The organism is Actinoplanes sp. M2I2, assembly GCF_023544445.1.
Lineage (GTDB): Bacteria > Actinomycetota > Actinomycetes > Mycobacteriales > Micromonosporaceae > Actinoplanes.
Genome location: NZ_JALPVJ010000027.1, coordinates 73,000 through 86,027 on the forward strand (window position 1 = coordinate 73,000; position 13,028 = coordinate 86,027).

Sequence of the window (13,028 nt, forward strand, 5' to 3'; positions counted from 1 at the left end):
GGCGGGCGTTCACTCATCGCTCTTTTCCGGCGGCTCAGCCGGCCGCCGGGGCACCCACCAGCTTGAAGATCGCCACGCCCGGGCCCTGGTAGAAGACCTGCCAGTCGGCTGAGCCCCGCAGCGCCGCGTCGAGCGACTGCATGGCGTTGTCGTCGGCGGTGCCGAAGTAGTCGGTGTAGTCGTCCATCGCGTCGCTGACCACCAGATAGTTGGTCGGGTAGTTCATCGCGCGGATGTACGTCTCGATGTCGGGCAGCCGGCCGCCGTTGATGTTGCCGGTGAACAGCGGGTCGCCGATCAGCGAGATGTCGACCGACACGTGGCCCTTGTTGAACGAGCCGTAGTTGGCCTCGAGCTTCGTCGGGAAGTTCGGTGCCACCAGCACCAGGCCGGAGCCGGGCTCGGCGTTGGCGTAGAAGTACTGCGCCGCCTCGATGTCGGTGGCCCGCACCTGGTGCACCATCAGCTGGCCCTGCAGGCCCTGCAACCCGGCGAGCATCAGCATGGCCAGCAGCACGCCGGAGGCCAGCATCGCCGGCACGCCGCGGCGACCCTTGCCGGCCCACAGCACGCCGATCAGCAGACCGACGAAGGGCATCGAGAACGCGAAGACTCGGTAGATCGCCTCGCCGCCGTAGTTGCCGGCGACCAGCGTGACCATCGGCAGGAAGCCGATCAGCGCCGGCACCAGCACCCGCCCCAGCTTCTTGCGGGTCAGCCAGACGGCGACCAGGGCGGCGAGCCAGAGACCGATGGCCAGCGCCCGGGAGACGGTCGCCGAGAACTCCTGCTCCGGCGTCTTCCAGCTGGCCGCGTTGCCCGACGCGTTGGAGAGCAGGTCGAAGCTGAACAGGCTGTACTGGCTGTTCACCGAGCCCAGGCGGGGCACGAAGAAGATCAGCATGATCGCGACCAGACCGACCAGGAACGCCCGCGGGCGCAGGATCCCCAGGATCGTCAGCGCGAACAGCGGGACCATCATGAGCACCGGGGTGAGCTGGTGCGTCACGACTATGGCGGTGAAGATGCCGGCCGCGCCGAGAGCGGCCCAGCGACGCGTACGGGGATCGGTCTCGCGGCCCTGCGGCATGCCCCGCACGGCCCAGGCCCGCAGCCGGCCGATGCGGCCCTTGGGCTCGGCCGCGATCACCGGCGGGCCGATCAGCCAGCGGGTCACGATCACCCAGAAGCCCAGCATCAGCGCGAACACCAGCGCCTGCGGCGAGAAGTAGCCGATGTCGACCCACATGCAGGCCTGGAACAGCAGCACCGCCAGCGCGATGATCCGCCGGTCCCGGGTGAACTGGCGCAGCAGCGCGGCCACCATCAGCGAGGTGATCAGGGCGAAGGTCAGCGACGACCAGGCCGCGAAGGAGAGCCCGTCGAGGCCGGAGACGTGCGACAGCATGGCCACCGCGGCGAAGAAGCCGGGCCACTGCTGATAGATGTCACTGCCGCTGATCAGGCTGCCGTTGGTGTTGATCAGGTCGACGACGCCGATGTGCTTGTACGTCCAGGCGTACTCGATCGTGCCGTCCAGCAGCGGCACCGTGGCCTGCATGATGATCGGCACGACGACCAGGTGGGCGACGAGCACGAGCGGGCGGGCCCGGCCGAACAGCTCGACCGCGAAGCCGATGAACAGCAGCACGGCGCCCACGATGAACGGCACGCCGAGCGCGGCGCTGAAACCGTAGAGGCCGACCTCGCCGGGTTGGAGCTGGGCCAGCTCCAGGGCCCACAGGCCGACGCCGAGGACCAGGGTGACGAACGGGACGGCGCCCAGCACGGGGCCGTTGTCCACGGTGTCCCGGCGCCGGCCGACCCGGCCCAGGATCATCGGCACACCGGCGCGGGTGAGCCGGGCGAACTGGGCGACCGAGCCGGCCACGGTGGCGCCGGCCAGCACGGCCATCCAGGCCGTGGGCTGCCAGACGTGGGCCCACAGGGTCAGGACCGAGACCATCGTGACGACCGTGAGGCTGCCGGACACGCCGAGCGCCCAGGAGATGAGGCGGTTGCCGACGTTGGCGACCGACATGATGGCCGCGCCCGGGCCGAACACGACGAAGACCAGGGCCAGCAGCATGCTGACCGGGCCGTTCGGCACGGCGATGCCCAGCAGGCCGGCCAGCCCGGCGACGGCGCCGGCGACGGCGAACTCGGGCCGGTGGTCGGCGCTGGTCTCGGGCTCGGCGGCCGGCTCCTCGGCCGGCGTGGCCGCCGGACCCGCGGTGGTGAGCACCGGGGCCGGCATGGTCCGGGTCTCCGACGAGTCGTCCGGGCCCATCGGGATCTGGACGGTCTTGTCGCTGACCTCGAGGCGGGTCGTCGCGTCCTTGTCGACGGTCGAGATCACCGCCGTCGCGTCGGGCGCCGGGTGGGCTTCGCCGGCGTCGCCGACCACGATCCGGACGGTGGAGTCCGGCGCCGGTTGTTCCGGCGTTTCGGCCGAGCGTTGCTGCATGGGGGTGGGCCTCCGTGAACGTCGTGGCGCTGTAGGCCGGGACGCGTTACGGGCAACGCGCCCGGTCGGTGGAGCTAAGCCTGGGTGGCGGCGCGTACCTTGGCCCGTGCCGCGCGGCGCGAGCTGAGGTAGGCGCGCGGCCCCGACAGCATGCCACGGCGGTTCGCCGAGAGCAGCTCCTGGGGAAAGTCGTCGCGGATGGTCGCGGTCCGCGCGGTGTCCTTTCCGGTCATGTCCTTCAGCGCGCTCGGCACGAGCTTGAGCAGCGGGAAGATCAGAGCCGGACGGGACATCAGCAGGCTCGTGTACGCGGCGACCAGCCCCGTGCCGTAGCCGACCATCTGCTTGCGCAGGCCCTCGAGGTCGCGCCGGTGATAGTGCCGGGTGACCGCGCTGGGCTGATAGACGATCGTGCCTCCGGTGAGCAGCACCTGGGTGAACGCCAGGGTGTCCTCGGAGCCCATCGCCGGGGTGCCGGCGCCGAGCGCGGTGTCGAACATCCCGATCCGCTCGATGACGCCGGGCCGGAAGGTCATGTTGGCGCCCGTGCCGAACGGCGGCAGCGGGTAGAGCGGGCTCTGGATGTGCGCGGTGTGCGGGCCGAACTCGGCCGGCTTGAAACCGCGGCCCTTGCTGTGCCCGCCGAACTGCTCGAACCAGATCTGTGCCTTGGTCTCGAGCTCGGCCGGGACGATGACCCCGGAGACGACGTCGGCGTCCGGGTGCTCGTGCAGCGCGCGGGCCACCTCGGCGAGCCAGTGCGGGTCGGCCACCTCGTCGTCGTCGAGCCAGGCCAGGATCTCGCCGGGCGCGGCCTTGACCGCGGTGTTGCGGGCGAACGACAGGCCGGCCTTGGGCTCGAGCAGGTAGTCGACCGGCCCGCGGCGGGCGGCCGAGCGGACCACCTCGGCGGTCGCCTGGCTCACCGGGGCGTTGTCGACGACCAGGATCCGGTACGACGGGTACTGCTGCACGAGCAGGCTGTCGAGGCAGCGGGCCAGCTCTCCGGGGTGCTCGCGGGTGCAGACCACGACGGTGATGTGCGGCGCGGTGGTGAGCACGGCGCGCCGCCCGGCCAGGAACTCCGGCTCGCTCGCCGGGTTGAGGCCGTGCACCGGCACGGCGGCGCCGCCGAGGCGCGGGCGGACCACGTCGCCCAGCTCGGACTCGACCGCGGCGGCCAGGTCGGCCGGGGTGAGCCCGTGCTCGGGCAGGTCGAGCAGCAGCGCGCCGAGCGGCTCGGAGTACAGCCGCACGAGGAGCCAGACCTGCTCGGCCCGGCGGCCCTCGGGCTGCAGAGCGGGGATCGCCGGCAGCGGCTCGGAGAGCTCCAGGTCGCGGACGATGCCCGGTACGACGGTGGCGTCGTCGACGGCGCCGGTGCGCTGCGCGGGGACGACGACGCGGTTGGTGTCGGCGCTCATCGGGCGGTCTCCAGGCTCTTCGCGGTCTTGGGGGCACGCTTGGCGGCGACGGTCTCGACCACGCCGCCCCAGCCGGCCGCGGCCACACCGGCGACGATGCCGCCGGCGCGCAGGAAGTTGTCGGCGCCCTTGCCGGTGAGGCCGGCGCCCAGGTTGCGCAGCGCCGCCTTGGGCAGCGACCACAGGTAGGACCGCTCGGCGCCGAGGGTGTCGTCGCCGCCGCCGTCGAGCCCGGCCATCTGGACCTTGCCGCGGCCCTCGGCGTAGCACCGCTTGACGAACCACGGGAACGTCGAGCGGTTCGCGGGCACCTCGTGCCGGATCATCGCGCTCGGCACGTACATCCAGTGGCCGCCGCTCTGCGCGCTCATCCGCAGGCAGAGCTCGGTGTCCTCGGGACGGTTGCGGTCGCCCAGCTTGCCGAACCCGACCCGGAAGCCGCCGACCGCGTCGAAGACCGCCCGGCGGACGACCATGCTGGCCGACCAGACGTTGCGGATCGGTGAGGTCTCGGTGGGCATGCCGGCGTACGAGCCGCCGACCGCCCACAGGAACTCGTCGGGCATCCAGCGGGGGGCCGCGCCCTCCCAGTCCGGGAGGATGCCGCCACCGGTACCGACCACCGTGGGGTCGGCGAACGGCTCGATGAGCCGGCCCAGCCAGTCCGGACCGGCGGTGATGTCGTCGTCCATGAAGGCGACGAGCGCGGTCTTCGCGTGGAAGCCGCCGGTGTTGCGGTTACCGGAGACGCCCTTGGCGTAGGCGTTCTCGAGGACCGTCACGCCCGGCAGCTCACGCTGGATGCGTCCGAACAGGCCGGGGTTGTGATCGACGACCACGACGACCTCGGCGGGCTCCGTCTGCTGCGACTTGGCGCAGGCGATGGTCCGCACGAGCGAGGACCAGCGTTCTTCCGTGTGCGTCGGGATCACGATGGTCGTGTCGAGGGGGGTGGAATCCACGGGAGCGTCTCCTGAAGCGAGGGGTGGGGACGGGCGCGGGCGGATCAGTTCAGCGGCGTGATGTCCGTGCTCACGGCGCCGACCTCGTCCCGCTCGCGGGGGGCCTGGGGGCGCGGCTCGGCCGTGGCGGCCGGCGCCGGCTTGACGCCGTGGACGCGGGAGCCGGGCTGCTGGTGCACGATGACGCCACCGGGGGCGCGCCGGCCGGCGCGCTTCTGGCCGCGCATGCGGCCGTACTCGCTGAAGATGGTGCGCAGCACGCGGAAGCCGTCCCGGAACGTGTTGAGGTTGGTCTCGCCGTGGATGCGGCGGTGCTCGATGCTGCCGACCTCGCCGACCTTCATCCCGTCGACCGCGGCCCGGATGTTGATCATGGTCTCGATCTCGAACCCGTCGCCCCAGTGCTTGGTGCCGTCGGTCTTGCGGGGGAGCGTCGTGTCGGGCAGATCGAGCACCGGCACGACGGTGCGCCAGAACGCGTTGTAGCCGTAGCAGAGGTCGGTGAACTTCGTCCCGAACAGGACGTTGACCACGACGTTGAGGCCGTCGTTGCCGAGCTTGCGGAGCTTGGTGATGTCGTGGCTGTGGCCGCCGTGGTTGAACCGGCTGCCCTTCACGAAGTCGGCGCCGTCGGTCAGCTTCTTGACGAACAGCGGGATCTCGGCCGGGTCGGTCGAGCCGTCGGCGTCGATCATCACGATGATGTCGCCCGTGCACGCCGCGAAGCCGCAGGCCAGGGCGTTGCCCTTACCGGTACGCGTCTGCTGCACCACGACGACGTCGGGACGCAGCTCGCGGGCGACCTCGACAGTCCGGTCCTTCGAGCCGCCGTCGACCAGAACCACCTCGTCGATGTTCGCCGGCAGCTTGGCGAAGACATGCGGGAGGTTGCGCTCCTCGTTGAGGGTCGGAATCACCACGCTTACAGTCGGTGACGTACTTCCGTCACCCCACGTGTTCGTGGCGGGCGTCGAAAACTCCATGTCGGTCCCTTCCCGGGGCGGCAAAGCGGTTCGATCGGCAAATCTGGCGGCAAGAAGCGTAGGGCTTTCGCTTCTGTCGACCAACGTAGCAAGCCGCTACCAAGCGTCAACCGACCGAAAAGACAACCTACCGGCGGCCGGATGGATCTTCGTCGCCAATCGGGTGACCGCAGTGTATTCACATGGGCAACTGGAGAAGATTTTTGTCACATCGTTACCGTCGGTAACGGACATTTTGGGCCGCGAGGGGCGTGTCACCCATCAAGGGGACAAGGCTCGCATAGATGTCGACCAGTGCTCAATGCCGCCATGTAGAAAATGCCGGATTACTACCAGTGAGTTGAGTCACCGCCGGCCGACAATACGGAGCGTGTTCTTTCGGTTGCAGGTTGGTTGCCGGTCCATCGATGAGTCGGAGCGCGCCGGCCGGGGTACACATCAGCCCGGGTCACCGAACCGTCCCGTCCCCGTAGCTTTCGGGCCGCCTTACCGTTGGTGAGACGATGAACGCTGATGAAGCCCTGTGTGTCTGTGGGCATGAGCCGCAGGCTCACCGGCACTACCGGCCAGGAACCGAATGCTCTCTGTGCGGGCCGGGCGAATGCCCCCGATACCGGCGCGTCACCTGGTGGCGCCGCCTGCTGTCCCGCCCGTGAGGCCGGCCGCCGCCGCGCGCAATGCCTACTAGTTCTGTAGGCTAAGGCTCGCTTCGAGCGAGCGGCGCACGAACTCTCAGCGAGTTGCGCACGACGAGAGGGGCCTTCATGGCGCTCCCCGACTTCCTGATCGCCGGCGTGCCCAAGGCGGGAACGACCGCCCTGCACGCCGCGCTGGCCGGCCACCCCGAGCTCTTCCTGCCGTCGGTGAAGGAACCCAAGTTCTTCCTCTCCGACGGGCCCCCGCCGGCTCACGGTGGCCCGGGCGACGTGCAGACCTATCAGGAACACGTCTGGCGGCAGCCCGACTACGAGGCGCTCTTCGCTCCCGCGCCGCCGGGTGCGGTGCTGGGCGAGGCGACCCCGTTCTATCTGCACGACCTCGCGTCGCACGAGCGCATCCGGTCGCTGGTGCCCAAGGCGCGGCTGATCGTGCTGCTGCGCGACCCGGTCGACCGGGCCCACTCCAACTGGACGCACCTGTGGAACGCCGGGCTCGAGCCGGAGGCCGACTTCCTCACCGCCTGCCGGGCCGAGCCGGCCCGCATCGCCGCGGGCTGGGCGCCGTTCTGGCATTACGTGGGGCTCGGCCGGTACGGCGCCCAGCTGCGCCACCTCTACGAGTACATCCCGCGCGAGCAGGTGCTGTTGCTGCGGTACAAGGAGCTCAAGGACGCGCCGGCGGCCACGCTCGACCGGGTGTGCGAGTTCCTCGGCGTCCGGGCCGGGGTGCTGACGACGGTGCCGCGCGAGAACGTCAACCGGCACGTCGTCGAGGACAACGGCGTCAACCGGGTTCTGCGCTTTCTCCTGCGCGGCGGAGGCACGTTCGGGCATCGCTTCCCGGTGCCGCTGCGCCTGGCCGCCCGCGGCCCGTTGCTGACGCTGCTGCACCGCAAGCAGGGCAACCGGCCGGTCACCACGCCCGGGGAGAGGGCGGCGCTGCTGCCGCACTTCGCCGACGACATCGCGCTGCTGACCGAGGTCACCGGCGAGTCCTATGACGACTGGTTGTCGGTGGACCGACACGCCGCGTCCCGTTAATCCCCACTTTCCCCATAGATGTTGCAAACTTGTCCGGATACTCTTCGCGATGCCAACGCCGACACGCCTGGGAGCCGCCTTGTCCACGGGAATCACGACCCTGCCCCTGCCGCGCTGGGACGACTCCACTGTCGTGGTCGAGCCGCCCGGTGACGAACCGGGAGCGTGGTCCGGCGCGCCCAGCTCGATCGTCGCGGACGGTCACATCTACCTGGCGTACCGGCTGCGGCTCCCGATCGGCGAGGGGCGCGGCATCGCCAACGTGGTGGCCCGCTCGGCCGACGGCGTCACCTTCGAGACGGTCGCCGAGGTGACCAAGGAGCAGTTCGGCGCCGAGTCGCTGGAACGGCCCGCGCTGGTGCGCACGGCGGAGGGCCGCTGGCGGCTCTACGTCAGCGCGGCTACCCCGGGCACCAAGCACTGGCGGGTCGAGCTGCTCGAGGCGGCCACCCCGGAAGGCCTGGCCACGGCCACGCCGCGGGTCGTGCTGGCCGGCGACGACACGGTCGGCGTCAAGGACCCGGTGATCCACCACGACGCCCACGGATGGCATCTGTGGGCCTCCGTGCACCCGCTGGAGCGCTGGGACGACGCCGACCGGATGACCACCGAGTACGCCACCAGCCCGGACGGCCTGCACTGGACCTGGCGGGGCACCGCGCTGGCCGGCCGGCCGGGGGAGTGGGACGCCCGGGGCGTACGGGTCTCGTCGGTCCAGGTCGACGGCGACGAGATCACCGTGGCCTACGACGGGCGGGCCACGGCCGGCGAGAACTGGGAGGAGCGCACCGGCGTGGCCCGGGGCGAGCGCCTGGCCGACGGCAATTTCGGCGAGCTGACGGCCGAGCCCGGCGAGCCGCTGGGCAGCCCGCACGCACCCAACGGGCTGCGCTATCTCAGCCTGATCGCGCTGCCCGACGGCCGCCGCCGGGTCTACTACGAGGCCACTCGGCAGGACGGCGCGCACGACCTGCGTACAGAGCTGATCTGAAGTGTCACCGCAGGTGACGGCAGGTGAGAGCGTTATCACGATGCCCGGCCTCCGTGCCCGGGGATCGATCCGGGTGCACTAGCGTTCCGGACTGACGCGAGGTGCGCGCGGAATAACGGCCGCACAGTCGGTGGCGGGGTTCCTCCCACAAGGAGGGACTCCGCCATTCTTTTTGCACCCGATGATTCGGGCCTTTCCGGCGTGCGGCCGGCCACGCTGCAGCCCGGCTCCACCTCTCGGCCACGCCCCTGATCCAAGCTGCACCCGTCGTGCAACCGGCGTTCCCCTGCAGGCCTCCCCAGGCCCGCCGATGGTGGCTGGCGTTCGACACAGCAACGGACGGTCAAGGGGAGAGATCAATGGTCGGAGCAGCGCTTTCCATCGTTCCCACGTTCATCGAGCCCGAGCTCGGCCACCCCGCGCCCGTCGCGGACTGGAGCACCGACCTCGCGGAGCCGACGATCCTGGTGGCCGATGACGACGAGGCGGTGCGCGAGCTGGTCACCCACAAGCTGGTCGCGGCCGGCTACCGGGTGGTCACCGCGGACAACGGCGCCTCCGCGCTGCGCATGGTGGTCACCGAACAGCCCGACATGATCATCCTGGACGTGTCGATGCCCGGCCTCGACGGCCTGAGCGTCTGCTACGAGCTGCACTCGTCGGCCGACACCTCGCGGATCCCGGTGCTGATCATGAGCGGGCACGGCCGCAAGGTCGACATCGACCTGGGCATGACCGTCGGCGCCGACGACTACCTGGTCAAGCCGTTCAACCCGGCCGAGCTGGTGCGCCGCGTCCGCTGGCTGCTGCTGGCCAACGAGGACCTGCCCGGGGCGCTCTGACCCCGGCACAGCGTTTTCAGCTCCGTCAGCGCGGCGCCGCCGGCAGAGCTTCGAGGAAGGAGCGCAACGCGTTCGCGTACGGGGTGATGGTCGTGAGATCGGCCCACTCCTGCGCGCTGTGCTGGCCGTCGCCGCCCGGCCCGAAGATGACGGCGTCGACACCCACCGCCGAGTAGTGCCGTCCGTCCGCGGCGCCGTGCTTGGCCAGCAGGTTCCCCGGGAAGCCGGCGTCGCGCGCGGCCGCCCGCAGCAGGCCCACCTCGGGACTACCGGGGTCGGCGTGATGCGGGTGACCCAGCGCCTCGACGGCGGTCGGCACGCCGGTGATCGCGCCCAGGTGGATGGCGATCTCCTCCGGCGTACGACCCGCGAAGTCGGCATCCTCGGCCGGGAATCGCACGTCGAGCCACGCGCTCGCCTCGTCCGGGACCTGGTTGACCGCCTGGTTCGGCGTGTCCAGCCGGGCGACGTTCACCGTCGTGCGCCACACCTCGGCCTCGGGCACCGGATAGCGCCGCAACAGCCGCGCGACCCCCTCGGCCACGGTGACCAGGGCATTCTCCCCGAGCCAGGGGTACGCGGCGTGGGCCGCCCGGCCATGCGCGGTGAGCCGCACATGGGCCAGCCCGCGCGACTCGTTGACGACCTGGAGCCGGCTCTGCTCCCCGATGACGACGAAATCGCCCCGCACACCCGCCGCGATCTGATGGGCCGTGCCGTCCGCGCCGCCCACTTCCTCGTCGGTGACCAGCTGCAACGCGATCGGAACGGCGAGCCGGGGCGCCAGCTCACGGAACACGTCGGCCAGCACCAGGGCCGCGACCTTCATGTCATGGGCCCCGCGCCCGTAGAGCCGGTCGCCCTCGACACGCGGCACGAACTGCCCGGCCGACCCCGGAACGACGTCGAGGTGGGCGTTGAGAATCACGCGGAACCGCTCGGCGCCCGCCGGATGTACCAGGGCGCTGGGCTTGCCGTTCGACGAGAACCGCCGCACCTCGAAGCCCGCCCCCACGAACCGCAGAACGAAGTCCAGCGCGCGTTCCAGCTGGTCGGGGCGGTCCGCGGTGGACGGAATCGCGATCAGCTCGCAAGCCCGCTCAACCAGGTGATCCATCCCTACGCCTCCTAGCCTGCCCACCCACCCGGGGGTCACCTTACGCGCGATCTTGGGACGAACCGCCCCTGTCCACAGCGTCGCCGCCGGGCGGAGGCGGCGTCTCGCCGTTGTCCACAGGCAGCAGTCGGGCGGTGGCCCTGAGCGGCTGGCCGCGGCTGGGGTCCGGTTGACGCGTGCCGGCGGCCGTCAGGTGTCGTCCGGGACGAGCGCGGAGTCGTCCACGATGGCTGTGATGCCGGCGTTCTCGCTGGTCACTTTGCTGCGTCAGCCTTCTGGCCTTGCCCGCTGTGCCGGCGCAGGGGTGTCCCCTCGGTGTATCGGCGGACCGGTATGTTGGCTCGCGACCGAATTGGGGAGTCGAGCACCGGCGGTCCACGGATATTCTCACGCCATTTCTGCGCGTAATCTCCCCGCAACATTGCGTAAGATCCTCACGCGACGGAAAAGCTGGCGATTGTGCACAGTCGACAAGCAACGCGATCGCCGGCCGGCATTAGACAATCTTTTGCTCGGTCAAGAAAAAGATATCGCGCTTGCGAACAAATATCGGACGGTGCCTCATCACCGAGCGTGCAGCCTGATCACGCACCGTGGGCGGTCGTGACGCTCAGAAATTGCACTGTGCAGCGATCCCGCCACGATGCGTCAACGGCACGTGAACCTCGCCGCTGCGTCGGAACACCCAACGCGATGATCACAGCGGGCCGGACGGGTATGACACCTCTGGAACTCCGTTGGAACAGACCGTGCTTCCACGTCCGGACGGCCGGTCTCTCCGATCGCCACTCGGCTCCCTCCGATCGCCGGTCGGCGACGTTGGCCGCTTCCAGGCCAAGGCAACACCCGACCGGCGCCTCAGCGTTTGGGCCGGGACCGCACCCGACCGGCGCCTCAGCGTTTGGGCCAAGGCAGCACCCGACCGGCGCCTCAGCGTTTGGGCCGGGACCGCACCCGCTCGGATGCGGTCATCGGTGCCCACCGGCAAACCAGCGGCAGTCTCAGCGACGACCTCGGAAAAGTCCGCTGAAGCCATTTCAGCTGCTCAGGTGGCACACTACGGCCGGCACTCGACGGTGGAGGACCAGGGTCTGCACCCGCGAGGGCGCGCCCACGTCCCGGCCCCACCAACGCGAAAGCTCGTCGCAACGTGCGCGTCCGAGCAGTCGGACCTCGATGGGATCGGCGTGGTAGACATGCGCCGTGCAGGAAGTGCAGCGGACTGCGGGCCGGCGCGAGGATGTGCTGGCCGCGGCTTGTGCGGTGGTGGCCGAGCGCGGGGCCGACGCGACGCGGTTCTCCGACGTGACGGCCGCTACCGGGGTCGGCGTGTCGACACTGCAGTACTACTTCGGCAGCCGCGAGGACATGCTCCACGCCGTGTTCCGGCATGCGGCACGGGCTGACTTCGACGCCGTCGCGGGACTGCTCGCGGAGCGGGAGGAGCCCTGGCCACGTCTCGTCGTCATCGCCTCCTATCTGACCGGCGCGGTCGGCAGTGACTCGTCCTGGCGCCTGTGGGTCGAGTCCTGGCGGTGGGCCCTGCGCGATGCTGAGCTGCGCGCGGACGTGCTGGGCGACTACACGCGATGGCGCGGCCTGATCGCAACGGAGATCGAGTCCGGCGTACGCGACGGCGGCTTCACGACGAAGGCCCCACCGGCGGACGTGGCCCGCCAGGCGCTCGCGCTCATCGACGGGCTGGCGCTACCGGTGGTGCTGGGCGACCCCACGGTCCGGCGCGAGGACGCACGCGACCTGCTGATCGACGCGCTCAGCCGCCTGCTGGGCCGCAGCGTCACGGCATCAACCCCGCTCGAGCCGAGTGACGCGGATGGTCGGAGCCCGCTGCCGGCTGGGCCCGGTGACGCGGACACCCGGCGCCCGGCCCAGGACGTGAACGCGCCGGTGCTGAGGGCGGCCCGACAAGGAGATGCGCCCGCCGTGGCGGCCATCTGGGCGGCGGGCTGGCGCGACGGGCATCTGGGCAACGTGCCGGACGCCCTCGTCGCGGCCAGGACCCCGGAGTCGTTCGAGGTCCGGGCCGCAGCTCGAAGCGCCGACACCACCGTGGCGGTCGTCGACGGCGTGGTGGCCGGCTTCGTGATGGTCGTCGGCGACGAGGTCGAGCAGGTCTACGTCGACGCGGCCTTCCGGGGCGGCGGCGTGGCCCGCTTGCTGCTGACCGAGGCGGAACGGCTCGTCGCCGCGGGCGGACATCCGACGGCGTGGCTGGCTGTCGTGCCGGGCAACGCCCGGGCCCGGCGTTTCTACGAGCGGTCGGGCTGGGCCGACGCGGGAGGGTTCGACCGCGCGATCTCCCACGGGACGGAGACGATCGCCGTACCGTGTCGCCGCTACACCAAGCGGGTTACGCAGGAACAGCATCGGGCGCCGGCTGACCGCGACTCCATGGTCGGGGCAGGTGCTCCGGAACAGTTGGACTGAACGTGCCGGGCGAGCGGTTGAGCGGGACGCCGGCCTCCGATGAAGAACGGCCCGGCCGCCGACCCTCGAGGCATTGCCTCAGCTGAAGATTCAG

The 13,028-nt window shown here is 70.7% G+C and carries 9 protein-coding genes; 4 read left to right on the forward strand and 5 right to left on the reverse strand.

All coding sequences use genetic code 11. The features are described from left to right. Nucleotides 1–34 precede the first annotated feature (34 nt). From HJC40_RS38635 to HJC40_RS38650, 4 genes are all read right to left on the reverse strand, one after another. Nucleotides 35–2,467 (reverse strand): hypothetical protein, encoded by a 2,433-nt coding sequence (locus HJC40_RS38635; RefSeq protein WP_250008526.1) that lies wholly within the window; start codon nucleotides 2,465–2,467, stop codon nucleotides 35–37. Nucleotides 2,468–2,541: 74 nt separating this feature from the next. Beyond that, entirely contained in the window at nucleotides 2,542–3,891 is a 1,350-nt protein-coding gene (locus HJC40_RS38640; protein ID WP_250008527.1) for a glycosyltransferase family 2 protein, read from the reverse strand. Beyond that, complete coding sequence (locus HJC40_RS38645; RefSeq protein ID WP_250008528.1) at nucleotides 3,888–4,853, reverse strand: glycosyltransferase family 2 protein; 966 nt, start codon at nucleotides 4,851–4,853, stop codon at nucleotides 3,888–3,890. The genes HJC40_RS38640 and HJC40_RS38645 overlap by 4 nt, the downstream gene beginning before the upstream one ends. Before the next feature lie 44 nt (nucleotides 4,854–4,897). Further along, a complete protein-coding gene (locus HJC40_RS38650) occupies nucleotides 4,898–5,773 on the reverse strand; it encodes a glycosyltransferase family 2 protein (RefSeq protein ID WP_250008529.1) in 876 nt (291 codons plus the stop codon). Between the two features lie 827 nt (nucleotides 5,774–6,600). Here HJC40_RS38650 and HJC40_RS38655 point away from each other — a divergent pair. From HJC40_RS38655 to HJC40_RS38665, 3 genes are all read left to right on the forward strand, one after another. Then, entirely contained in the window at nucleotides 6,601–7,536 is a 936-nt protein-coding gene (locus HJC40_RS38655; RefSeq protein ID WP_250008530.1) for a sulfotransferase, read from the forward strand. Nucleotides 7,537–7,615: 79 nt separating this feature from the next. Then, entirely contained in the window at nucleotides 7,616–8,527 is a 912-nt protein-coding gene (locus tag HJC40_RS38660; protein WP_250008531.1) for a hypothetical protein, read from the forward strand. 359 nt (nucleotides 8,528–8,886) lie between these two features. Then, nucleotides 8,887–9,369, forward strand: coding sequence for a response regulator transcription factor (locus tag HJC40_RS38665; protein ID WP_250008532.1), 483 nt, complete (start codon nucleotides 8,887–8,889; stop codon nucleotides 9,367–9,369). A gap of 25 nt (nucleotides 9,370–9,394) precedes the next feature. Here HJC40_RS38665 and HJC40_RS38670 read toward each other — a convergent pair whose 3' ends face one another. After that, a complete protein-coding gene (locus tag HJC40_RS38670) occupies nucleotides 9,395–10,486 on the reverse strand; it encodes a M20 family metallopeptidase (RefSeq protein WP_250008533.1) in 1,092 nt (363 codons plus the stop codon). Between the two features lie 1,203 nt (nucleotides 10,487–11,689). Here HJC40_RS38670 and HJC40_RS38675 point away from each other — a divergent pair. Further along, nucleotides 11,690–12,934, forward strand: a complete 1,245-nt coding sequence (locus tag HJC40_RS38675) for a GNAT family N-acetyltransferase (protein ID WP_250008535.1) — start codon at nucleotides 11,690–11,692, stop codon at nucleotides 12,932–12,934. The last annotated feature ends 94 nt before the right edge of the window (nucleotides 12,935–13,028 follow it).